Source organism: Actinoplanes sp. NPDC051494, assembly GCF_044454705.1.
In the GTDB taxonomy this organism is placed as follows: domain Bacteria; phylum Actinomycetota; class Actinomycetes; order Mycobacteriales; family Micromonosporaceae; genus Actinoplanes.
Genome location: NZ_JBITDZ010000014.1, coordinates 168,644 through 190,978, shown reverse-complemented (window position 1 = coordinate 190,978; position 22,335 = coordinate 168,644). Strand labels below are relative to the sequence as shown.

Genomic DNA, 22,335 nt, shown 5'->3' with positions numbered 1-22,335 from the left:
CGTCGTTCCGGGTCGACAGCGAACCTAGCAGCGGCATCCGACAGAACCGCGGACCCGTGCCCGTTATGGTCGGAAGATGAGCCTGACCCAGCTGATCTACTCCAGCCGGCGCAGTGACACCCTGCCGCCGGAGGGTATCTTCACGATTCGTGACCAGGCCTGCGCCAACAACGCCCGCAACGACCTCACCGGCGTGCTGCTGTTCGACCGGCACACGTTCCTGCAGTGCCTCGAGGGCGACCGCGAGCAGGTCACGCGGACGTTCTGCACCATCGGCGAGGACCCGCGGCACACCCATGTCGCGCTCGTCTCGGTACGCGACATCGAGCAGCCGAGCTTCCCCGACTGGTCGATGGGCCTGGTCGACGGCAACTCCCCCAGCCTGCGCGCCGACCTGGGCGATGTGCTGACCGGCGACGAGTTCTCGCCCGGCAACCTGCCCGCCGAGAAGGCCACCACCGTGATGCAGCGCATGCGTACGCTGCGGTACTCCTACTGACGGACGCTCAGAACCCGCCCGCGACCGTGACCCGGACACCGCCGGCGGAGACGGTCTTCGCCTGGTACGTATCGGCGGACGCGGACCGGCCGGTCGACGCGTGGAAGTACTGGACGGCGAACGTGTACTCGCGCGGGTCCAGGACGTTGCCCTTCGTGAGCACAAAGCGGTAGACCAGTTTCCCGTCACGTTCGGTGACCGTCTTGGTCATCATCGGGTCCGGGATCGAGCTCCACGAGCCGCTACTGGACACGCCCTCGGTCTTCATCACCGTGATGGTGACCTCGAGCTCGGTGAGCTTCTCGGTGGGGGTCAGCAGCACATTGCCCTGGGCCCAGCCGACGTTCGACGCGGGATCGACCAGCGCCTTCGAGGACAGGTAACCGGACTTCGCCCGGGGCCGGTCGGCCGCCCCGCTGGACGTCGACGCCTGCGGCGCCTCGGTGTCGCCCCCGGTGGCCGGCGGCGCGGGCTTGGATGTCGGCGCCGGCTTGGACGTGGGCGCGGACCGCGACGGCTTGACCGACGGTGTGACCGGCGTGGACACGGCCGACGTGGGGGCCGCCACCTGGTCGTCGGGGGTGGTGTCGCCGCCGCCGAGCAGGCGGGCCCCGGCGATGCTCGCGACCAGCACGACCGCCACTCCCCCGGCGGCGGCGAGCGGGCGCAGCCGGATCAGCGCGGACGGCCGGCGGGCCTCGGTCCGGGCGGCCTCCTTCCGGGCGGCCTCGGTCCGGGCGCTGACGATGCGCGAGAACATCGCGTCGCGGTCCGGGTGGTGGCGTTCCGCCTCGTCGCGCAGCAGGGCGCGGAGGTCGCGCTCGTCGTGTTCACGCACGGTGTCCTCCTCCGGTACCCACGGGCATGTCCTGCAGGAACGTGCTCAGTTGCGCGGCGCCGCGCGAGGTCTGGCTCTTCACCGCGCCGACCGAGATGCCCAGGATCTCGGCCACCTCGCGTTCCGGCACGTCGAAGGCGTACCGCAGCACCACGCACTCCCGGCGCCGCACCGGCAGCCGGGCCAGCGCCGCGCGGACGTCCAGCACCGCCGGGGTGTCCGGCTCGCTGCGGTCGCGGCGCAGCAGGCCCAGGCGCAGCATGCCGTGCCGCTCCCGGGTCTGCTTCTTGATCCACTGCCGGGCCAGGTTGCTGACGATACCCCGGGCGTACGCGAGAGGGCTGTCGGCCGCCTCGACCCGGGCCCAGTGCTTCCAGACCTCGGTGAACGCGTCGGCGGCGAGGTCGTCGGCGATCCCCGCGTCCCCGGTCACCAGGTACGCGAGCCGGGAGAGGTCCGCGTGGTGCTGGTCGAAGAAGCGCCGGAAGGCACGCTCGGCGTCGAGGTCGGTCACGCGGTCCTTCCGGGTCGGGAAAGCGGTGGCTTGGGACAGCCGGGGCAGGTCAGCCGATTCGCACGGAGTAAGCATCGGTCTCCAATGCGCCGGCCCCGGTGAACACCTCGGTACCGGCCTGGACGCTGGAAAGATACCTGGTGGCGGGCAACCATGCCCGGGCGGTCAGTTCGTCGGTGAAGTCGGTCAGGTCGAGGTCCGCGGACGAGGTGTTCCCGGTACGCACGAACGAGTACACGTTCCAGCCGATGTCCCCGCGGTACAGGTCCCAGCTCGTCCCGCCGACCGTGACGGTCGCCTGCCTGGTGCCGACCGGGCCCGCGCCACCGGAGCGGTACAGCCACACCATCACCTCGTCGGTGGGCTGGTTCTGCCAGTCGGGGTTCGCGATATCGTGCACCCACAGGTCGTACGCGACGTTCATGGCGCCCGGCTTGTCCTCGGTGACCGTGAAATCCCAGTTCGCCCGGACCGGCTCGTGATCGGACAGCCGCACCGGCAATCCGGTGTCCCCGGCCTTCCAGCCCCAGTGCCACCCCAGCACGGCGCTGGCGTACGACTTGACGGAACTCGGCTGGCCCGTCCACTCCCACTCTGTGCGCCAGGCAAGCGTGTCCCCGTCGAGCCCGGCGTCGCTGCTGCACTGCTCGCCGCTACCGGTGTCCTTGCCCCACAGGTTGTTGTTCAGCCAGTACTTCCCGGCCGGGATCGCGGCGTTGGCCTCACACGTCCCGGCACCCCGGGACGGCGACACCGACGGCGAGGGGCCGGGCGAGGGCGGCACCGCCGACACCGCCCCGTCGCACACGGCGCCGTTCAGCGTGAAGGAGCCGGGCGAGCCGGCCGCGCCCGTGCCGTTGAAACCCAGGGACACGGCGGACCCCGAGGCGATCGTACGGTTCCAGCCCGCGTCCTTGACCCGCACAGCCGAGCCGCTCTGGGTCCACGTGCCGTTCCAGCCACCGTCCAGGCCCTGCCCAGCGGGGAACGTGAAGCCGAGCTCCCAGCCGTCCACCGCGGTCGCCCCGGTGTTGCGGATCTCGACGCTGCCGGTGAAACCGCTGCCCCACTGGCTGCTCACGGCGTACGTGACCGCACAGGAACCACCCACCGGGGGTGACTCGGCCGCGTCGGCGCGCATGATGCCCGCGGCCAGCGCGGCCGTGGCGGCGGCACCCACCGCGACGGGGATGACGAAACGCTTGCGCAGCATGCGGAGCCTTCTCGACCGGGGATGTGACGATCCGCACGCGGAGAGGCCGGTGAGGTCCGGGAACGGCCTCTCCGCGGGCGAACAAACCCTCAGTGCTCCCCCGCCCCGGAAAGGTTGCCCGCCGTCGGAAACTTTTTTGAACCCCTCCACTAGGGTGGCCCCGGTACGGGGGAGGACCGACGACCATGACCATGCCGCTGCGCCCGGGTGACGCGACCCGGCTCGGCCGTTACGACCTGCTGGGCCGGCTCGGACAGGGCGGCATGGGCACCGTCTACCTCGGCCGCGACGACCGGGGCCGCCGGGTCGCCATCAAGATGGTGCGCCCGGAATTCTCCGACCACGAGGAATTCCGGGGCCGGTTCCGCAGCGAGGTCACCCGCGCGCAGCAGGTGCCGCCGTTCTCCACCGCCGAGGTGCTCGACGCCGACCCCGACCACGACCCGCCCTACCTGGTCGTCGAATATGTGGAAGGCCCCAGCCTCGCCGCGGTCGTCGCCGACACGGGCCCGCTGACCGGCGGCGCCCTGCACGGCGTCGCGGTGGGCATCGCGACCGCACTCACCGCGATCCACGGCGCCGGGGTCGTCCACCGCGACCTCAAACCGGACAACGTCCTGATCGCCATGGGCGGCATCAAGGTCATCGACTTCGGCATCGCCCAGGCTTTCGAGGCGACGAGCAAGCACACCCGCACGGACCAGATGGTCGGCACCGTCGCCTACATGGCCCCGGAACGCTTCGACCCCGACGGCAGCGGCCGCATCGGCCCGGCGGCGGACATCTTCGCCTGGGGAGTGGCGGTAGCGTACGCGGCGACCGGCCGCACCCCGTTCGCCACCGACAACGCGGCGGCCACAGCGGTGCGCATCCTCACCCGGCCCCCGGACCTGACCGGCATCCCGGAACCCCTGCGCGGCCTGGTCGACCGCACCCTGGCCAAGGACCCGGCCGACCGCCCCACCGCCCGCCAGCTGTTCGACCTCCTCATCGCCGATGTCGCCCCCACCCCCGGCAACCTGGCCCAGGCACCCGCGGTCCCGGCCCAGGCCCGGCCGGCCTCACCCACCACCCAGCCCGACTCACCCACCGCCCAGCCCGGCCCCACCGCCCAGCCCGGCCCCACCGCCCAACCCGGCCCCACCGCCCAACCCGGCCCCACCGCCCAACCCGGTGCCGCCGCCCGGCCCGACACACCCGCGGGCCGGCCGGCCTTACCCACCGCGCGACCAGGCTCTCCCGCCGCACCGGCCTACCCCGTGGCACGGACCTACCCCGCCACGCTCTATTCGGCCACTACCTCCCCCTCATCCGACAAATCGGATTTGTCGGTCGGGGAGTCGCGGGCGGGCGAGGGATCGCGGTGGTCGGGCGACGGGTCGCAGCCCGGCGCAGGACCACAGCCCGGCGCGGGGTCACGGTCCGGCACGGGGGCGCGGGCGGGCGAGGGACCGAGGTGGCCCAGCGACGGGTCGCAGTCAGGAGCAGGACCACAGCCCGGCGCGGGGTCACGGGCCGGCGCGGGAGCGCGGCCGGATGCGGGGTTACGGTCGAGCGCGGGGGCGCAGCCGGGCGCGGGCTCATGGTCAGGCGAGGGGTCACGGGCCGGCGCGGGGGCCCAGCCGGGCGCGGGGTCATGGTCCGGCGCGGGGGCGAGGGCGGGCGAGGGACCGCTGTGGCCGGGATCGGGACCGCAGGGGGGCTCAGCGCCGCCGCTCGGGGCGGGGTCTCGGCGGAAGCGGGTACGGGTCCGGGTGGCGCTCTCGGTGCTCGGGGTGGTGGCTGTCGGTGCGGCCACGCTCGTCGGTCTGCACTACAGGTCAGTGGGGGACGACTCAGCGGGGACCGGCACCGGGACAGCCGGGGCGGCGGGTCCCGGCGGCAGCTCGCCGAGCGCCGCGCCGTCGCTGTCGGCGCAGGACAAGCTGGCGGCCGTCAAGCGGGGCAGCCGTAAGACGCTCATCCACATCGCCGAGATCGACCGGGACCTGGCGTTGCCGCTCGACGCCGACACGGTGGTGGCGTCGGACGGCACCGGGACGAAGTCGGAGTTCGTACTCGTACCCGCCGGGGTCGATTTTCTGATCCGGTCCCTGCGGGCGGGCACCGCCGGGCCGGAGGTCTGTCTCGGCGTGAAGCGTCGCACGAACGCCTCCGACACCCTGGTCCCGACCGCCTGCGAGCAGACCAGGGCCACCATTTTCTCCCTGGTCGACACCGGCGCGAAGGACGACAAGGGCCGGCCCACCCATTATCTCGACAACGAGGAGTACGGCACCGTGCTGTGGGACGCCTCCGCCCGCTCCGTGATCGTCGAGTTCGCCGACGACTGGACGCCGAATCTGAGCGTCAGTTTTGTCGACCGCGGCGCCCTGGAGCCGTGACATGGTCAAGCCGCTGCTTCCGGGCGACGATACCCGCCTCGGACGGTACGACCTGGTGGGCCGGCTCGGGCAGGGCGGCATGGGCACCGTCTTCCTCGGCCGGGACGACCGGGGACGCCGGGTCGCGATCAAGATGGTGCGCCCGGAGTTCGCGCACGACGAGGAGTTCCGGGGGCGGTTCCGCAGCGAGGTGACCCGGGCCCAGCAGGTGCCGCCGTTCTCCACCGCCGAGGTGCTCGACGCCGACCCCGATCATGACCCGCCGTACCTGGTTGTCGAGTACGTCGACGGGCCCAGCCTGGCCGCGGTCGTCGGCGACACGGGGCCGATGTCCGGCGGCGCGCTGCACGGCGTCGCGGTGGGCATCGCGACCGCGCTCACCGCGATCCACGGCGCCGGGGTCATCCATCGTGACCTGAAGCCGGCGAACGTGCTGGTCGCCATGGGTGGCATCAAGGTCATCGATTTCGGGATCGCGCGCCCGTTCGAGGCGACGAGCAAGCACACCCGTACCGATCATATGGTCGGCACCGTCGCCTACATGGCGCCGGAACGCTTCGATCCCGACGGGGGCGGCCGGCTCGGGCCGGCGGCGGACGTCTTCGCCTGGGGTGTGGTGGTGGCCTTCGCGGCGACCGGCCGCACCCCGTTCGCGGCGGATTCGGCGCCGGGCACCGCGATGCGCATCCTCACCCAGCCGCCGGATCTGGACGGCGTGCCGGAACCGTTGCGGGAGCTCGTGAACCGGGCCCTGGCCAAGGATCCCGTCGAACGACCGACCGCCCGGCAGCTGTTCGAGCTGCTCACCACCAGCGGAACGACCGGCACCACTGCCCGCCCGTCCATCCGGAAACGACGGCGGGGCGTGGTGATCGGTCTGTCGGCGGCCGGCGTGCTGCTCGTCGCGGCGGCCACGCTGCTCGGCCTGCACCACCGGGCCACGACCGCCGGGAACGGCACCGCGGCGGTGAGTGACGAGGAACGGGCCGCCGGTGTCCTGGACGGCACCCGCAAGACCCGGATCCACCTCGCCGGGATCGACCGGAACCTGGCCCTGGACTATGCCTCGCCCATGGTGGAGGCCTCCGCCGACGAGGGGTCGAACGCCGAGTTCGCGCTGGTGCCGCAGGGCGTCGACTACCTGGTCCGGTCGCTGAACCGCGGGGCCGCGCTGCCGCGGACCTGCCTCGGTGTCCGCGTCGACCCGGACTCGGCGGGCATGCTGGTGCCGACCACCTGCGCCGCGTCCAAGGCCACGGTCTTCACCCTGCAGGACACCGGCGAGGGTACGTATCTGCTGGTCAATCCGGAGTACGGGACCGTGCGCTGGGCGGCGGACGAGGAGCGGGTCGTGATCGGCTTCACCTCGTCGCCGGAGCCCGAGCTCCCGGTGAGCTTCGAGGACCTGGGTCCCCTGGACGAATGACGACGGTCCCGCCCTCCCTCATGGGGTGGACGGGACCGTCGTACCGATGCGATCAGGCCTTTCGCAGGACCGTCACGCTGCGCGGCTCGAGCCGGTCGGCCGAACCGTGCAGGAACTCCCCGTCGAGACCGGTCAGCTCGACCGGCTCGGCGGTGCGGTTGACCAGGAACCAGTACTCGCCGCGGACCGCGAGCTCGACGCGGCCCCGCAGCTCGGCCGGCAGCTCACTGGTGACGCCGGCCCGCTCGAGAAGATCCCCGAGCACCGGTGCCAGGCCGTCCGCGGCGAGGCGGGTCGACACGTACGCGGCAGAGCCCGTCCCCACCGTGCGGCGGGTGATGGCGGCCCCGCCGTCCTTGTAGCGGGCGAGCACCTGCACCCCGTCGCCGGTGACGTCGATCCGGTCGGTCCACAGGGTGCCGGTCGTGCCGTTGTCCAGCGGCGCGGTGTCCCCGTCGAGCAGCGGCTCGAATTCCTCGATCCGGATGCCGAGCAGGTCGCGCAGCGCCCCCGGGTACCCACCCAGGTACACGTGGTCGTTCTCGTCGACGATGCCCGAGAAGTACGTGGTGACGAGGTGTCCCCCACCGTCCACGTACGCCTCGAGGCGCTGCTTCAGCGGTTGCGGCACCACGTGCAGGATCGGTGCCACGACCAGGTCGTACCCGCTGAGGTCGGCGTGCGACGGCAGGACGTCGGCCCGGACCCCGAGGTCCAGGAACGCCGTGTACCAGTCGAGCGCCTCCTGCTTGTAGCGCAACCGGTCGCTCGGGTGCGAGTCCTGCTCGCTGGCCCACCAGGAATCCCAGTCGAACACGATCGCCGCCCGCGACGGGGTGCGCCCGGTCCCGGAGATCGGCGCCAGCTCGCGCAGGGTCGTCCCCAGTGCCGTGACGTCGCGGAACAGCACGCTGTCCGCGCCGGCGTGCGGCATCATGCCGGAGTGGTACTTCTCGGCACCGGCCCTGGACTGGCGCCACTGGAAGTAGCAGACCGCGTCGGCACCGTGCGCCACGTGGGTGAGCGCGTCCCGGGCCAGTTCGCCCGGCTTCTTGGCGACGTTGATCGGCTGCCAGTTGACCGCGCTGGTCGAGTGCTCCATGAGGAACCACGGCTTGCCGCCGGCCACGCCGCTGGTCAGGTTCGCCGAGAACGAGAGCTCGTCGAGGTCCTGCGCACCGGGCAGCCGGTAGTGGTCGTTGGAGACGAAGTCGACGTCGGCCGCCCAGGCGGCGTAGTCCATGGCCTTCGTCTCGCCCATGATCATGAAGTTGGTGGTGACCGGCACGCCCGGGGTCAGCTCGTGCAGCAGGTCCCGCTCGGCCCGCAGGTACACCCGCAGCGCCTCGGAGGAGAAGCGCTTGAAGTCGAGCTGCTGGGTCGGGTTGGGGTGGGTCGCCGCCAGCCGCGGCGGGAGGATCTGCGCCCAGTCGCTGTAGTGCTGCGACCAGAACGAGGTGCCCCACGCCGCGTTGAGCGCGCCGAGATCGGAGTACCGCTGCTGCAGCCACACCCGGAACGCCGCCGCGGCGTCGTCCGAGAAGTCGTAGACGTTGTGGCAGCCCAGCTCGTTGGAGACGTGCCAGGCGGTCAGCGCCGGGTGGTTGCCGTAGCGCTCGGCCATGACCCGTACCAGGCGCAGGGCGTGCTCGCGGAAGATCGGCGAGGTGGGACGCCACTGCTGGCGTCCACCGGGCCAGATCGTGCGGCCCTCCCGGTCGACCGGCAGGATCTCCGGGTGCTTGGTGGTCAGCCACGGCGGCGGGGACGCCGTCGCGGTGGCGAGGTCCACCGAGATGCCCCCGGCGTGCAGCAGGTCCATGATCTCGTCGAGCCAGCCGAAGTCGTACGTACCCTCGACCGGCTCCAGCCGGGCCCACGAGAAGATGGCGAGCGAGACGACGGTGACGCCGGCCGTCCGCATGGCGCGGATGTCCTCGTCCCAGGTCTCCCGCGGCCACTGCTCGGGGTTGTAGTCGGCGCCGTACTCCAGCCGGGGCTGCTGCCCCGGCCGGGTCGGGCGGAGCCAGGTGTGGTTCGTCGTCACTTGACCGTGAACCCCTGCTCCTTGCCGTAGTTCGCGGACTGGTCCTGCCACGCCTTGAGGCTGTCCGCGAGCGGCGTCGACGACACGTAGGACTTGCCCACGGTGTCGTTGAAGATGCTGTTGGAGTAGACCTGGAAGGGCAGGTAGGACCAGCCGGTCACGACGGACTTGGCGGACGCGGCGAAGATCTCGTTGGCCTTCTGGCCACCGAAGTAGTCGAACTCCTTGCTCAGGAACTCGGGCGAGGAGATCTCGGCGCTGGTGGCCGGGAACGCTCCGCCGTCGACGCGGATCTTCACGCCGTCACCGTCGTTCGCGTACTTCAGGAAGCCGTAGGCGAGGGCCTTGTTGGCGGCCTTCTCCGGGATGGTGAGCGAGCTGCCGCCGTTCTCGGCGGAGGCGTTGGCACCGGCGGTCCACTGCGGCAGGGCCGCGGCGCGCCACTTGCCGGAGCCCGCGGGGGCACCGGAGGTGAAGTTGGCCGGCATCCAGGCGCCGGTCGACAGCGTGGCGATGGAGCCGTTGCCCAGGCCCTGGTACCACTGGTCGCTCCAGGAGCTGACCGGTGCGAGCAGCTTCTCGCTGATCAGCTGCTGCCAGACCTTGGTGAACTCGGTCGCGCCGGCGTCGGCGAAGTTGATCGTCACGTTGGTGCCGTCGACCTGGTACGGCTTGCCACCGGCCTGCCAGATGAGGCTGGTCACGAAGCCCGCGTCGCCGGTGTCGTTGGCGATGTACGCCTTCGGGTCCGCGGCGTGCAGCTTACGGGCGGCCTCGAGGTACTCGGTCCACGTGGTGGGCACCGCGATCGAGTGCTTGTCGAAGACCTCTTTGTTGTAGAACATCGCCATGGGGCCGGAGTCCATCGGCAGGCCGAAGATGCCGCTGCCGCTCTTGACCGACGACCACGGGCCGGGGGTGAACTTGCTCTCCAGCGAGGACGCCGAGAACGTGTTCAGGTCGGTGACCGACTTGGCCAGCGCGAACTGCGGCAGCGCGTAGTACTCGATCTGCGCGACGTCCGGGATGCCGGAGCCGGCCGCGAACGCGTTCTGCAGCGCGGTGTACTGGTCGTTGCCCGTGCCCGCGTTGACGAGGTTGATCTTGACCTTGGGGTACTTGGTCTGGAACTGGGTGACGACGTCCTTGAGGGTCGGCTCCCAGGCCCAGACGGTCAGGTTGCCGCCCGCCTCGAGCGCCGCCGTGACGTCGGCGTCGGAGATCGTGGCACCCGAACCGGAGTCCGAGTCGTCACCGCCGCCGCACGCGGCGAGGGTGAGCGCGGTGGCGGTGGCGAGCGCGGCTACGCCGAGCAGCCGCCGCCTGGAGAACGTACGCATCTGGATGTTCCCTTCTATTCCTTGACGCTGCCGGCGGCGAGGCCGGACTGCCAGTAACGCTGCAGCAGCAGGAATGCGGCCAGCAGCGGGAGGATCGTGAGCATCGAACCGGTGATGACGAGGTTGAACACGACGTCACCACCCGCGGTCTGCGCCTGCGCGTTCCAGGCGTTCAGGCCGACGGTGAGCGGGTACCAATCAGGATTCTTCAGCATGATCAGCGGCAGGAAGTAGTTGTTCCAGGTCGCGACCATGCTGAAGAGCAGCACCGTGACGATGCCCGGGGCGAGCAGCGGCACGGCGAGCTTGAAGAAGATGCGGAACTCGCTCGCGCCGTCCACCCGGGCCGCCTCGAGGATCTCGGTCGGGATGGCCTGCTCGGTGAACGTCCACATCAGGTACAGCCCGAACGGGGTGATCAGCGACGGGATGATGACCGCCCACGGCGTGTTCGTGAGGCCCATCTTGCTGAACATGAGGAACGTCGGGACGGCCAGGGCGGTGCCGGGGACGGCGACCGCGCCGATGACGATCGCGAAGACGCCCTTCTTGCCCGGGAAGTCGAACTTGGCCAGGCCGTAACCGGCCAGCACGGCCAGGAACGTCGCGCCGCCGGCGCCGACGATCACGTAGAACAGCGTGTTGCCCAGCCAGCGGACGAAGATGCCGTCGTTGTACGTGAGCGTCTCGCGGATGTTGTCCCAGAGCGCGAAGTTCCCGTTGTCGAACCACAGGCCGAACGAGTCGGCGAGCCCGTCCTGGGTCTTGGTCGAGTTGATGACGAGCCAGACCAGCGGGATGAGGCTGTAGATCAGCACCAGGCCGGTGACCAGCGTGAGCACGACGCTCTTGCGGTCGCGGGGGTTCTTGCGGCGCTTCAGGGCCGGGGGCGTGGCCCTGCCGGTGCGCTCGGGCGCGGTGACCGTCGTCGTCATCGCTCAGCTCTCCTTGGTGCCGCGCAGCTGCACGACATAGGCGATGACCATGGTGATCAGGCCCATGACGATGGCCACGGTGGCGGAGTAGTTGTACTGCTGGCCCGAGAACGAGAGCGAGTACGCGTACAGGTTCGGGGTGAAGTATGTGGTGATCGCGTTCGGCGCGACGTTCTGCAGGATGCTCGGCTCGTTGAACAGCTGGAAACTGCCGATGATCGAGAAGATCGTCGCGATGACCAGTGCGCCCCGGATCGCCGGCAGCTTGATGGAGCGGATGATCCGCAGCTCCCCGGCGCCGTCGATCTCCGCCGACTCGTACAGCGTGGTCGGGATCGTGCGCAGCGCGGAGTAGAAGATCAGCATGTTGTAACCCACGAACTCCCAGGTCACGATGTTGCCGATCGAGGTGAGGATCAGGCTCGGCGACAGCGGGTCCGGCAGCGTGATGCCGAACGCGTCGTTGATGTTGCCGACCAGGCCGAACTGGGTGCCGTAGATGAAGCCCCACATGAGCGTGGCGACCACGGCGGGCACCGCGTACGGCAGGAAGATCGAGATCCGGAAGAAGCTCTTGCCGTACAGCCGCCCGCTGTCGATCGCGAGGGCGACCAGCAGGGCGATGAACAGCATGATCGGGACCTGGACCACCAGGAAGATCGACACCCGGCCGACGGCGGACCAGAAGTTCGCGTCGGTGAGCGCCTGCTGGTAGTTCTCCAGCCCGACGAAGGAGTTGCCGCCGATGAGCCGGTTCTTGAACAGGCTCAGGTAGATCGAGTAGGCGATCGGCGCGAGGAAGACCAGAGCGAAGACGGCCATGAACGGACCGACGAACTGCCAGCCCCTCCAGGACCGGCGTCTTGGTACCACGATGTCGGCCACGTGACGTCCCTTCTTCCGACAAAGTATGTTTACGTAAACATCATGCTCCGCCGCACGTCACTCTCCCAGACCGGGGAGCGATTGTTACGTGAAGGTGAATACCGTGATGTTAACGTAAACATCGTGGTGATCGTTACACCAAGATCGCCGGTCGTCAAGAGGAGCCGCAGGTCATGACCACAGGGTCGCGACGCAGGCCGGGACGGGGCGTCTCCATGGCCGACGTCGCCCGCCTCGCCGGGGTCTCGTCACAGACGGTGTCCCGGGTCGCCAACGGACACCCCAGCGTCGTCGAGTCGACCCGGCAGCAGGTGCTCGCCGCGATGCAGCAGCTCGGCTACCGGCCCAACAGCGCGGCCCGGGCGCTCAAGCGCGGCGAGTTCCGCACGCTCGGCGTCATCCTGTTCACGCTGGCCACCACCGGCAACAGCCGCACGGTCGAGGCCATCGCGGCCCACGCCGCCCAGCAGGGGTACGCGATCACGCTCATCCCGGTGGCGGTGCCGACCCAGGACGGGCTGCTGGGGGCGTTCACCCGGCTCGGCGAGCTCGCGGTCGACGGCGTCGTGGTGATCATGGAGGTGCACCTGCTCGACGCCGCCAACCTGACCCTGCCGCCGGGCATGCAGGTCGTGGTCGTCGACTCCGACGCCGGTGAGCGTTACCCGGTCGTCGACACCGACCAGGCCGACGGCGCCCGCCAGGCCACCCGGCACCTGCTGGAGCTCGGCCACGAGACGGTCTGGCACGTCAGCGGGCCGGCCGAGTCGTTCGCGGCCGGTCGGCGCACCCAGGCCTGGGCGGAGACCCTGCTCGCGGCCGGACGGGCCGTGCCGCCGCCGCAGCTGGGCGACTGGACCGCGGAGTCGGGATACCGGGCCGGGCTGGTCCTGGCCGCCGACCCGTCCTGCACCGCGATCTTCGCCGCCAACGACCAGATGGCGCTGGGCGTGCTGCGCGCCCTGCACGAACGCGGCCGCGCCATCCCCGGCGAGGTCAGCGTCGTCGGTTTCGACGACCTGGCCGACTCGCACGCGTTCTTCCCCCCGCTGACGACGGTCCACCAGGACTTCGCGGAGGTCGGCCGGCGCTGCGTGGACGGCCTGCTGCGCCAGATCCGCGACCAGCCCGGCCGGCTCGATCAGCCCGGCCAGCTCGATCAGCCCGGCCACCCGGGGACCGACCTCGTCCCCACCCGCCTCGTCGTGCGGGACAGCACCGCGCCGCCGCCCGCACCGCCTCGTTGAGGGGGTCCGGTCGCCTACGGGGGCAGGCGACCGGACCCGGTTCACTCAGACCGCGAGACGCTGACCCACGAAGATCAGGTTCGGGTCGCTCACCGCGCCGCTGTTGAGCTGGTAGAGCCCACGCCAGCCGCCCGGGACGTGCTTGGCGTTCGCGATCTTCGCCAGGGTGTCACCGGACCTGACCACATAGGTACGGCCGGTCGCCTTGACCGACGTGGAGCGGGTGCTCTTGTGCGCCTTCGTACGGCTGCTGGTCGTGCTCTTCTTGCGGGTGCTCGTGCTCTCGGTCTTCTTCTTCGCCGTGCTCTTGCTCACCGAGGAGCCCGACGTGTTGGTGCCGGAGTACGACTTCGACGAGCCGGCCTTCCTGCCGCAGACCGGCCAGGCACCGATGCCCTGACCGGAGCGGACCTTCTCGGCGATCCGGATCTGCTGCGACTTGCTGGCCTTGTTCGCGGTACTCGCGTACTTCGTGCCGCCGTACGCCTTCCAGGTGCTCTTGCTGAATTGCAGGCCACCGTAGTAGCCGTTACCGGTGTTGATGCTCCAGTTCCCACCGGACTCGCACTGTGCGATGGCGTCCCAGTTCACGCCGGACTTCGCCTGCGCCGCGCCGGCCGAACCGAGCAGGAGGCCGCCACCGGCGGCTCCCGCGACGATCAGGCCGAGACTACGGCTGCGCAGGGATTTCTTGCGAACGTGGTGCTTTGCCATGAAGTTTGACCCTCCACGCCTGCGAGGTCAGCTGTCGGGTTCGGGCCGAGGAGCCCGGCCGCGGTGTGCGGCTTCACCCCGAGGCGCGCCGTGCGGCGCGCCGGAAAACCTGTGGGTCCCCCGCTTCCTGCCTTGAGGTTGAGGTCCCGGTCCGGTCGGTGGCAGGACTCGGCGTTACCGACCGCGGGGCCCGCGTCAGCGGACTGGCCGACGATATCCACGCCCCAAGGGCGGACAGCAAACTTCTGACCCCGAAAGGTGAGCTTGTCTACACCCCAGGGGTCCCCCGTGAATGTGGAGAAAGGCGGACAGATCACCGCACCGCAGGGAGCGTCGGCAACAGCGCGACACGCAGGCCGAGCCGCAACGCAGCCAGTGTCAGGGCGGTCGAGTCGGAGGTGGTGTCGAGGTCGGCCGCGTGAGTGGGCTCGCGCAGACCGAACGCGTACCATCCGCCGTCGGTCGTCGCTCCGATCACCACGTCGAAGTTCCGCAGGAGATCATGAGCGTCCCGCATGAGCTGCGGGGTCATCTCGGGTGTCTCCACAGTGATCATCAGGAAGTCGCTACGGCGGTACACGCTGGGGGCGGCGCAACGGAAGAACCGGGTCATGCCGATAAGTGGCCGGAACCCGTCAGAAAGTTGCCACGCTCAGCAGGAAATCCACTCCGTGACCGTGGTCACTTCCGCGAGCACCTCCGGGAGCGGTGCGACGCCCAGGCCAGGGCCGTCCGGGACCCGCAGATGACCGTTCTCGAGCTCGAACGGCTCGGTGATGTCGGTCTCGAAATACCGCCGCGACGCGGACGTGTCACCCGGCAGGGTGAACCCCGGCAGCGCGGCGAGAGCCACGTTCGCCGCCCGCCCCAGGCCGGTCTCCAGCATGCCACCGCACCACACGGGTACGCCGTGAGCGGCGCACACGTCATGGATCCGGCGCGCCTCCAGATAACCACCCACCCGGCCGGGCTTCACGTTCACGATCGCGCAGGCGCCCATGCTGATCGCGGCGGCCGCGGTCCGCGCCGATGTGATCGACTCGTCGAGGCAGATCGGGGTGCCGATCATCCGGGCCAGCTCGGCGTGCCCGGCCACGTCGTCCTCGTCGAGCGGCTGCTCGATCAGCAGCAGCCCGAACGGGTCCAGCCGGGCCAGGTGCCGGGCGTCACCCAGGGTGTACGCGGTGTTCGCATCGACCTGGAGCAGGACGTCGTCACCGAACCGCTCACGGACCGCGCGGACCGGCTCGACGTCCCAGCCGGGCTCGATCTTCAGCTTGATCCGCAGGTATCCCTCGGCGAGGTAGCCGTCGACGGCGTCGAGCAGTTCCGGCACCGAGTCCATGATGCCGACCGAGACACCGCAGGGCACCCACTCGCGTACGGCGCCCAGCTCGCGCCCGAACGAGCGGCCGGCCGAGCGCAGCTCGGCGTCGAGGACCGCCGTCTCCAGCGCGGCCTTCGCCATCCAGTGCCCCTTGAAGCCGGACAGCGCCCGGCCCACCGCGTTGCCGTCCAGCCGGGGCGCCGCGGCCAGCGTCGGCACCAGGAAGCGGCGCAGCACGTCCGCGGCGGCGTCGACGTACTCCGAGGAGTAGCGCGGGTCGCTCATCGCGACACACTCGCCCCAGCCCTCGGCCCCGTCGGTCACCACCCGCACCAGCAGCACGTCGCGGGCCGTCTCGGTGCCGAACGACGTCCGGAAAGGACTGACCAGCGGCATGGCGACCCGCCGCAGCTCGACCCCGGTGAGTTTCACGCGCCACCCCGCATCACGTAGCCGCCGAGTCGGTCGAATCCCGCGAAGCGGTAACCGTCGGCCATCAGTCCGGTGAGGACCTCCCGCACGTCGGTCCGCCACCGCCGGGCCGCGGCGGGATCGGTGCCCCGCAGCCGCTCGACGTCCTCCGGCACGGCGACCAGCACCTTGTCCCCCTTCATCGGCCCGCGCTCCCCGGCGCGGTCCAGAGCCGCCACCCCGTCCGCCGCGGTGCCCCGCAGCGGGGTGGCCCCGCTGACGTCCCAGCGGACCAGCAGGCGGTCCGACGGGCCCGCGTCGTTGAGCCGGTCGTGCATGGACCCGTAGAAGTCGGGGAGGTACTCGACCGGCTCCGCCCCGAGCTTCGCCAGGTTGAAATACGCGTTCCGGGCCACCAGCGGGTCGAACGTCCACGTGATCGCGATGGCCCCGCGCTCGCGCGCCCATCTGCGCTGGTGCTGCTTCAGGGCGTAGCCGGCACCCCGGCCGGCCGAGCCGGGCACCACGCCGGCGACGTGGCTGTGCAGCTCGGCCTCGTCCGGCGGGCCGAAGAACCCGACGCAGCCGCCGACCAGCACACCGCCGTCGTAGGCCCCGGCGACGTAACCGCCGGCCTTGGCCAGCGCCCGCAGCAGTTCGGAGCCGAGCATCGGCGCCGGCTCGTCGTTCCAGATGCCGCCCAGCATCCGGTCCAGCGCCTCCAGGTCGGGGAGCGCGGAGAGGGTACGCACCTCGATGCTCATCGAGACAGCAGATCGCTGATCAGGCCCGCGATCAAGACCGCACGCGCGGGGAGTTCACCGACGATCACGTGCTCGTCGTCGGCGTGGGCGCCACCGCCGACCGCCCCGAGACCGTCGAGGGTCGGCACCCCGATGCCCGCGGTGAAGTTGCCGTCGGACCCGCCACCGACCGCGGCGGCGGTGGGCGCGGGCAACCCCAGCCGGGCGGCGACCCCGGTGGCGCGCTCGAACAGCGCCGCCGTCGCGTCCGGGCCCATCGGGGGCCGGTTGGGGCCACCCTGGATCTCCAGCCGGGCCCCCGGTAGGACCGGGCGCAGCGCGTGCACCGCGGCGTCGACCCGGCGTTGCTCGGTGGCGTCCCGGACCCGTACGTCGACCGCGACCTCACCGAGCGCCGGGACCGTGTTCTGCGAGGTCCCGGCGCCGAGCAGGGTCGGGGTGACGGTGGTGCCGCGGGCCGGGCCGGCGAGCGCGGCCAGGGCGAGGATCTGGTGCGCCAGCTCGACGGTGGCGTTGATCCCGAGCTCGGGCTCCAGCCCGGCGTGCGCGGCGCGGCCGTGGACCAGCACCCGGTAGCGCGAGACGCCCTTGCGCCCGGTCTTCAGCGCTCCCCCGGCGGCGGCCGCCTCCAGCACCAGCGCGGCGGCGCATCCGGCCGCTTCCTTCTCGATCAGGTCCCGCGACGTGGGCGATCCGATCTCCTCGTCACACGTGATCAACAACGTCACGCCGCCGAGATCGATCGTGTCCCCGACGGCCCGTCCGATATCCGACAGATCATCGGTGGAACGCACCATATCGGACAGTTCGGCCAGGGCGTGGAAGGCCAGCACCAGCCCCGCCTTCATGTCGACACAGCCCGGGCCGCGCAGGATCCCACCCCGCACCCCGTACGGGAGAGAGGTGAGCGTGCCCACCGGCCAGACCGTGTCGTGATGGCCCAGCAGGAGCACCCGGGACGGCCCGGCGCCGAGCCGCCACCGCAGGTGGACCCGGTTGTCGACGGTCAACCGCTCGGGTTCGGCACCCAGCAGCCGGGTGCCCAGCGCCGCGACGGCCTCGGTGCTAGCGGCCAGCGCGACCGGGTCGCTCGAGGGCGACTCACAGCGCACCAGCCGCTCGATGTCCGCCACCATCGATGGCAGCCGGGCGGTCATCCGGTCCCGCAGGCTCATACCCGGTCATCCTACGGGGCCAGGGGGCGATAGTGTGCTAACCCGTGACCCGGCCCCTACGCCCCGGTGACCCCCACGAGCTGGGCGGTTACCAGATGTTGTCGCGTCTCGGCGAGGGCGGCATGGGCGCCGTCTTCCTCGGCCGGGACGCCACCGGACGACTGGCCGCGATCAAGGTCATCCGCCCGGAGTACGCCTCCGACGACGAGTTCCGTGGCCGGTTCCGCAGCGAGGTCACCCGCGCCCGGCAGGTGCCACCGTTCTGCACCGCCGAGGTCCTCGACGCCGACCCCGAGCACGAGACCCCCTACCTCGTCGTCGAGTACGTCGACGGCCCCAACCTCGCCGAGGTGGTCGAGGAGAACGGCCCGCTCACCGCCGGCAGCCTGCACAGCGTCGCGGTCGGCGTGGCCACCGCGATCGCCGCCATCCACGGTGCCGGGGTCATCCACCGCGACCTCAAGCCCCGCAACGTGCTGTTCTCCCTGGGCACCCCGAAGGTCATCGACTTCGGCATCGCCCGCGCGGTCGAGATCACCAGCAAACACACGCGTACGGACCAGATGGTCGGCACGGTCGCCTACATGGCCCCGGAACGTTTCGACGCCGACAGCAGCGCCACCGGCCCGGCCGCCGACGTGTTCGCCTGGGGCGCCGTCGTCATGTACGCGGGCACCGGGCGTACCCCGTTCGCCGGCGACACCCCCGCGGTGACCGCCGCGAAGATCCTCACCCAGCCACCCGACCTCGACGGCCTGCCGGACCCGCTGCGCGGCGTCGTGGCCCGCAGCCTGGCCAAGGACCCCCGCGAGCGCCCCACCGCGTACGAGCTGCTCGACCTGCTCCTCAACGCGGACCAGGGCGGTGAGCAGACCCTCGCGCAGCGCCCCGAACTGCTCGAGGCCGCCGAGGCCGCCCGCCGCATCCGCCCACCGGCCCCGCGCCGCACCGGCCGGGTCGCCCTCGTCGCGGCCGCCGTCGCGGGACTGCTCCTGGCCGCCGGAGGTGCCGCGTACGGCGTCAGCCTCGCCCGCGACACCGGCCCGTCCGACGACGCCGGCATCACGGTGGCCGCACCCGCCCCCCGCACGGTGCGCGGCCTCTCGGTCATCGACCCGCTCGACCGCCCGGGTCAGTGGCGCACGGTCACCGACGACCCGGGCGGCTCCTGCGTCTTCACCGGCGGTGCCCTGCACATGACCACCGACGAGTACAACTCCTACGCGTGCGAGGGCCCGCAGGACTCGTTCGCCGGGGACCAGGCCATCGCCGCGGACGTGACGCTGCTCGACAAGGACAGCTGCGCGGTGATCCGCTTCCGCTACAACGACCCCAGCGGTTACCTCCTCGCGGTCTGCGCCGGCGTCCTGCGCATCGACCTCGAGAACGACGGCCGCGCGACCACCCTCACGTCGGTCGCGTCCGAGACGTTCGCCCCGGGCGCCACCCACCGGGTCCAGCTCGACCTGCGCGGCCAGGACGCCACCGTCTCGATCGACGGGACCCCGGTCTTCCAGGCCCCGATCACCGACCCGACCCTGGTCGCGGGCCAGGTCACCCTCGGTGTCGAGCGCGCACCCGGCGAGGGCGACGGCAAGGTGACGTTCGCCAAGGCGGAGATCCGCTCCCTGTAGTCGCAGAAATCCACCCGCCCGGTGATCCACACCGATCGACCTCACGTATCTTGACGTACCGGTCGGCACTCGTCACAAATCAGGGCAGGGACTCCATGGCGGACTCTTGGGATGACACCACTGCGGAACCACGTGACCCGGTGCTGGTCCGTCCGTACATCACCACCGAACCGGCCACCCCCGAGATCGCCGGTCACGACGACCGTCCGGATGAGACCTGGCCCCACACCGCGATGCTCCCCGAGGAGCCCGCGGCCGCCGCGACCACGGAAATGCCCAGGGTCACCGCGGCCCCGGCCACCAGTAAGGGCGCCGCTTTCCTCCGCCAGCGCATCCTGGTCCTGGCCGGCGTAGCGGTCCTGGCCCTGGCCGCGGCCGGCGGTATCTTCCTCACCACCGGCTCCGAGCCCGAGGACGACCTGTCCGCCCCGATCAACCCCAGCTTCGCCACCCCCGGGGAGACCACCAGCCCCGGCGCCGCCGCGACCCGCTCAGGTTCCCCGGCCGCCACGACCGCCCCGAGCCAGGGTGCCAAGGCTTCGTCCGCAGCCGCGTCCGCCCGCCCCGGGTCCTCCCCGGACCCGGCCGGAGCCCCGGCATCCGCGCCCCCGCCCCAGAACCAGGCGCCGCTCGACCCGGCTACCACCACCACAACCCCCGCCACCACGGCACCCACACCCACGGCGACCCTGAACCCGCCCCCGGCCACCGACCGCACCGGCCCGGTGACCTCGTCCGCGGGCCGCTGCCTGGCCTTCGGCGGCCTGCTGGGCATCGACGGCACCCCGATCCAGGTCTCCGGCTGCAGCAAAATCAATTACCAGAGCTTCACCCTCACGACCGCCGGCACCCTCACCGTGGCCGGCCACTGCACCGAGGCCACCACCGCCGGCGAGGTCCGCTCGGTGACCTGCGACGACCGCGAGAGCGCCCAATGGCGCACCGGCCCCGGCAACTCCCTGGTCAACCCGGCCACCGGCCTCTGCCTCACCGACCCGGGCACCTCCGGAGCCACCGCCCGGGTAACCCCCTGCGACGGCTCCGCCGCCCAGACCTGGACCCTCCCCTGAGGCTGGGCTCTCCCCTGAGGCTGGGCCCTCTCCTGAGGCTGGGCCCTCTCCTGACGCTGGACCGAGGCCCCGGGCCCACTCGGTCGTACCCCTGCAGCCCCCGGACCACCGGCGCCCGGTGAGCCACAACCTCACCGGGTGGCCCTCCGGTCCGGCACCCCGCGAGACACCTCCCCCACCTCGTCGCCGCCCCGCTCCCAGGCCCGACCTGGCCATTCCGCGAGGTGTCACAACCGGCGGGCCAACTGTCCGGCACCGGCAATTCGGACCCGGCGCGCTCCGCCCAGTCGATGGTCTCCACCAACCGGCAGGCAGCCATTTAAAACGGCCTGAAGACCCCTTAGTGGCGCGGACAAACATGCCTCACAACGTAGACAAGAATGACGATGAGATCAATTATATGCAAGCTATGATCCTGGACGCAGATTCACTGCATGAACCATTCAGTGAGAGTCGCTGACGACCAGTAATTGATCTTGCTGAAGTTCACTGTTCAGGTGTCACGCAGCGCGATTTAGCCTCTGCCAACAGCCTACTCCGCCGCCGGTCCGGAGCACCGAGGATCCCGCTGTCGGGGTTACGTCAGTGAGCTTCCGCACTTCCGGCAACCACAGTGGGATTTGGCGGAGTGTGAAAATGGCCGCACTTCCAGCGCTTATCCGGAGGGGCGTTCACGGCCGGCGCGAGGGATAATTTGATACGTGGGCCAGATGCAGTTGTTCACCCGGGAGCAGACCGCGGTAATGCGTGACCGAACCAGGTCCCGCAACTACTCCGTGGAACGCGAACAGTTCCGTCATGACCACGCTGTCAGTCGCGCGTGGGGCAAATATCGTCATCATGTCGTGTGTGTGCGTAGGCTCCGTGACAAGTACGGCGATGCCTGGGTGGAGAGTGCGCTCGAGGTACTGCGGGAGGCGCTGGAGAAAGCTCTGAAGTCGGTGCCGGCGGCCCCGGTCGTCTCCGCGGCCCCAGACCCGGTTGCGACCGCGGGTCCGGTTACGACCGCAGATCGAGTTGCGACCGTAGGTCCGGTCACGACCACGGGTCCGGTCACGACCGTAGGTCCGGTCACGACCGTAGGTCCGGTCACAACCGCAGATCGAGTTGCAACCGTAGGTCCGGTCACGACCACAGGCCCGGCCGCGACCACAGGCCCGGTCACGACCGTAGGTCCGGTCACGACCGTAGGTCCGGTCACGACCGTAGGTCCGGTCACGACCGTAGGTCCGGTCACGACCGTAGGTCCGGTCACGACCGTAGGTCCGGCTGCAGGCCCGGTCACCGCTGCGTCTCGGTTTCCGCGCATGGCCTCGACCGGCTGCTTCGGTCCGGGCACGACGCCGGGCGCACCTACGGACTCGTACATAAGCACGGCCCCTGGCACATGCACGACGTCAGGCCCAAGCACGGCCTCGGACCCAAGCACGACGTTGGGCCCAAGCACGGCCTCGAGCCCGGGTCCAAGCACGGGCGCAGGCACGCTCTCCGACACAGGCACGACCTCGGGCCTGGGCAAGGAGACGGCCTCCGCCACCGACAACGGCACGAGCACCAGCGCGGGCGTGGATGTGGACGTGGGCACGACCTCGGGCACCGGCGCGGACGTGGGTTCCGGCGGTGCCCACTCTTCGGCCGGTTCCTCTGAGCGGTTCTCGGCGAGGCCCCCTATCGCGGTGGCCTCGGGTGGGACCGCGGATCCAGGCCCAGCCGCCGTCCTGTGGCAGTCCCCAGGCGGCGCGGGGGCTTTGGCCTCACCGAGGAGAGACGCTGTGCTGCGAACCGGACACCGCACGGTGGTGTCAGTGCGGAGACGGGCCGGCACTTCGGTGCGGACGTCGATCGCGATGCCGGTGCCACCTCACCTGCTGACCCTCACCACCACTACCGGTGGTACGCCGTCGTTGTCCTG

The 22,335-nt window shown here is 70.9% G+C and carries 18 protein-coding genes and 1 riboswitch; of the genes, 6 read left to right on the top strand and 12 right to left on the bottom strand.

The features are described 5' to 3' along the window. Positions 1 to 76 precede the first annotated feature (76 nt). Positions 77 to 499, top strand: a complete 423-nt coding sequence (locus ACIA6A_RS36420; protein ID WP_396102602.1) for a BLUF domain-containing protein — start codon at positions 77 to 79, stop codon at positions 497 to 499. Between the two features lie 7 nt (positions 500 to 506). Here ACIA6A_RS36420 and ACIA6A_RS36415 read toward each other — a convergent pair whose 3' ends face one another. Genes ACIA6A_RS36415 through ACIA6A_RS36405 form a run of 3 tightly spaced genes read right to left on the bottom strand, consistent with a single transcriptional unit; the run spans position 507 to position 3,064 of the window. Next, positions 507 to 1,337, bottom strand: coding sequence for a hypothetical protein (locus tag ACIA6A_RS36415; protein WP_396102601.1), 831 nt, complete (start codon positions 1,335 to 1,337; stop codon positions 507 to 509). Continuing rightward, the gene (locus ACIA6A_RS36410; protein WP_396102600.1) at positions 1,330 to 1,851 is read right to left on the bottom strand and encodes a SigE family RNA polymerase sigma factor; all 522 of its coding nucleotides are present in this window, start codon (positions 1,849 to 1,851) and stop codon (positions 1,330 to 1,332) included. The genes ACIA6A_RS36415 and ACIA6A_RS36410 overlap by 8 nt, the downstream gene beginning before the upstream one ends. A gap of 49 nt (positions 1,852 to 1,900) precedes the next feature. Next, entirely contained in the window at positions 1,901 to 3,064 is a 1,164-nt protein-coding gene (locus tag ACIA6A_RS36405) for a cellulose binding domain-containing protein (RefSeq protein ID WP_396102599.1), read from the bottom strand. A 185-nt stretch (positions 3,065 to 3,249) separates the two neighbouring features. Between ACIA6A_RS36405 and ACIA6A_RS36400 the strand changes: the two genes are divergently transcribed. Both ACIA6A_RS36400 and ACIA6A_RS36395 read left to right on the top strand, forming a co-directional pair. Further along, positions 3,250 to 5,448: a serine/threonine protein kinase gene (locus tag ACIA6A_RS36400; protein WP_396102598.1), complete on the top strand. Its 2,199-nt coding sequence runs from the start codon at positions 3,250 to 3,252 to the stop codon at positions 5,446 to 5,448. 1 nt (position 5,449) lies between these two features. Then, the gene (locus ACIA6A_RS36395; protein WP_396102597.1) at positions 5,450 to 6,874 is read left to right on the top strand and encodes a serine/threonine-protein kinase; all 1,425 of its coding nucleotides are present in this window, start codon (positions 5,450 to 5,452) and stop codon (positions 6,872 to 6,874) included. A gap of 52 nt (positions 6,875 to 6,926) precedes the next feature. On the opposite strand, the gene ACIA6A_RS36390 is transcribed toward ACIA6A_RS36395, so the two are convergent. Genes ACIA6A_RS36390 through ACIA6A_RS36375 form a run of 4 tightly spaced genes read right to left on the bottom strand, consistent with a single transcriptional unit; the run spans position 6,927 to position 12,018 of the window. Then, on the bottom strand, positions 6,927 to 8,921 hold the full coding sequence (locus ACIA6A_RS36390) for a beta-galactosidase (protein ID WP_396102596.1): 1,995 nt from the start codon (positions 8,919 to 8,921) through the stop codon (positions 6,927 to 6,929). Next, a complete protein-coding gene (locus ACIA6A_RS36385) occupies positions 8,918 to 10,261 on the bottom strand; it encodes an ABC transporter substrate-binding protein (RefSeq protein ID WP_396102595.1) in 1,344 nt (447 codons plus the stop codon). The genes ACIA6A_RS36390 and ACIA6A_RS36385 overlap by 4 nt, the downstream gene beginning before the upstream one ends. Before the next feature lie 14 nt (positions 10,262 to 10,275). Continuing rightward, positions 10,276 to 11,196 carry a carbohydrate ABC transporter permease gene (locus tag ACIA6A_RS36380; RefSeq protein ID WP_396102594.1) on the bottom strand — a complete coding sequence of 307 codons (921 nt, stop codon included), beginning with the start codon at positions 11,194 to 11,196 and terminating at the stop codon, positions 10,276 to 10,278. A gap of 3 nt (positions 11,197 to 11,199) precedes the next feature. Beyond that, on the bottom strand, positions 11,200 to 12,018 hold the full coding sequence (locus ACIA6A_RS36375) for a carbohydrate ABC transporter permease (RefSeq protein WP_396102593.1): 819 nt from the start codon (positions 12,016 to 12,018) through the stop codon (positions 11,200 to 11,202). A gap of 278 nt (positions 12,019 to 12,296) precedes the next feature. On the opposite strand from ACIA6A_RS36375, the gene ACIA6A_RS36370 reads away from it, so the two are divergent. Further along, entirely contained in the window at positions 12,297 to 13,328 is a 1,032-nt protein-coding gene (locus ACIA6A_RS36370) for a LacI family DNA-binding transcriptional regulator (RefSeq protein ID WP_396102592.1), read from the top strand. A gap of 45 nt (positions 13,329 to 13,373) precedes the next feature. Here ACIA6A_RS36370 and ACIA6A_RS36365 read toward each other — a convergent pair whose 3' ends face one another. The 5 genes from ACIA6A_RS36365 to ACIA6A_RS36345 form a co-directional block, all read right to left on the bottom strand. Further along, positions 13,374 to 14,042: a transglycosylase family protein gene (locus ACIA6A_RS36365; RefSeq protein WP_396102590.1), complete on the bottom strand. Its 669-nt coding sequence runs from the start codon at positions 14,040 to 14,042 to the stop codon at positions 13,374 to 13,376. Between the two features lies 1 nt (position 14,043). Then, positions 14,044 to 14,226: riboswitch (cyclic di-AMP (ydaO/yuaA leader) on the bottom strand. A 129-nt stretch (positions 14,227 to 14,355) separates the two neighbouring features. Further along, the gene (locus ACIA6A_RS36360; protein ID WP_396102589.1) at positions 14,356 to 14,655 is read right to left on the bottom strand and encodes a DUF2064 domain-containing protein; all 300 of its coding nucleotides are present in this window, start codon (positions 14,653 to 14,655) and stop codon (positions 14,356 to 14,358) included. Positions 14,656 to 14,694: 39 nt separating this feature from the next. After that, positions 14,695 to 15,801 carry an o-succinylbenzoate synthase gene (gene menC / locus ACIA6A_RS36355; protein WP_396102587.1) on the bottom strand — a complete coding sequence of 369 codons (1,107 nt, stop codon included), beginning with the start codon at positions 15,799 to 15,801 and terminating at the stop codon, positions 14,695 to 14,697. Further along, on the bottom strand, positions 15,798 to 16,544 hold the full coding sequence (locus tag ACIA6A_RS36350) for a GNAT family N-acetyltransferase (RefSeq protein ID WP_396102586.1): 747 nt from the start codon (positions 16,542 to 16,544) through the stop codon (positions 15,798 to 15,800). The genes menC and ACIA6A_RS36350 overlap by 4 nt, the downstream gene beginning before the upstream one ends. Beyond that, positions 16,541 to 17,719 carry a M20/M25/M40 family metallo-hydrolase gene (locus ACIA6A_RS36345; RefSeq protein WP_396102585.1) on the bottom strand — a complete coding sequence of 393 codons (1,179 nt, stop codon included), beginning with the start codon at positions 17,717 to 17,719 and terminating at the stop codon, positions 16,541 to 16,543. The genes ACIA6A_RS36350 and ACIA6A_RS36345 overlap by 4 nt, the downstream gene beginning before the upstream one ends. Positions 17,720 to 17,763: 44 nt before the next feature. On the opposite strand from ACIA6A_RS36345, the gene ACIA6A_RS36340 reads away from it, so the two are divergent. Together ACIA6A_RS36340 and ACIA6A_RS36335 are read left to right on the top strand one after the other, a co-directional pair. Next, positions 17,764 to 19,353 carry a serine/threonine protein kinase gene (locus ACIA6A_RS36340; protein WP_396102584.1) on the top strand — a complete coding sequence of 530 codons (1,590 nt, stop codon included), beginning with the start codon at positions 17,764 to 17,766 and terminating at the stop codon, positions 19,351 to 19,353. 95 nt (positions 19,354 to 19,448) lie between these two features. After that, positions 19,449 to 20,423, top strand: coding sequence for a ricin-type beta-trefoil lectin domain protein (locus tag ACIA6A_RS36335; protein WP_396102583.1), 975 nt, complete (start codon positions 19,449 to 19,451; stop codon positions 20,421 to 20,423). The last annotated feature ends 1,912 nt before the right edge of the window (positions 20,424 to 22,335 follow it).

Coding starts and splice junctions, on each gene's coding strand:
- ACIA6A_RS36335 (WP_396102583.1), top strand. CDS start 19,449: ATGGCGGACTCTTGGGATGACACCACTGCGGAACCACGTGACCCGGTG.
- ACIA6A_RS36380 (WP_396102594.1), bottom strand. CDS start 11,196: ATGACGACGACGGTCACCGCGCCCGAGCGCACCGGCAGGGCCACGCCC.
- ACIA6A_RS36385 (WP_396102595.1), bottom strand. CDS start 10,261: ATGCGTACGTTCTCCAGGCGGCGGCTGCTCGGCGTAGCCGCGCTCGCC.
- ACIA6A_RS36395 (WP_396102597.1), top strand. CDS start 5,450: ATGGTCAAGCCGCTGCTTCCGGGCGACGATACCCGCCTCGGACGGTAC.
- ACIA6A_RS36405 (WP_396102599.1), bottom strand. CDS start 3,064: ATGCTGCGCAAGCGTTTCGTCATCCCCGTCGCGGTGGGTGCCGCCGCC.
- ACIA6A_RS36375 (WP_396102593.1), bottom strand. CDS start 12,018: ATGGCCGTCTTCGCTCTGGTCTTCCTCGCGCCGATCGCCTACTCGATC.
- ACIA6A_RS36420 (WP_396102602.1), top strand. CDS start 77: ATGAGCCTGACCCAGCTGATCTACTCCAGCCGGCGCAGTGACACCCTG.
- ACIA6A_RS36360 (WP_396102589.1), bottom strand. CDS start 14,655: ATGACCCGGTTCTTCCGTTGCGCCGCCCCCAGCGTGTACCGCCGTAGC.
- ACIA6A_RS36345 (WP_396102585.1), bottom strand. CDS start 17,719: ATGAGCCTGCGGGACCGGATGACCGCCCGGCTGCCATCGATGGTGGCG.
- ACIA6A_RS36350 (WP_396102586.1), bottom strand. CDS start 16,544: ATGAGCATCGAGGTGCGTACCCTCTCCGCGCTCCCCGACCTGGAGGCG.
- ACIA6A_RS36365 (WP_396102590.1), bottom strand. CDS start 14,042: ATGGCAAAGCACCACGTTCGCAAGAAATCCCTGCGCAGCCGTAGTCTC.
- ACIA6A_RS36400 (WP_396102598.1), top strand. CDS start 3,250: ATGACCATGCCGCTGCGCCCGGGTGACGCGACCCGGCTCGGCCGTTAC.
- ACIA6A_RS36370 (WP_396102592.1), top strand. CDS start 12,297: ATGGCCGACGTCGCCCGCCTCGCCGGGGTCTCGTCACAGACGGTGTCC.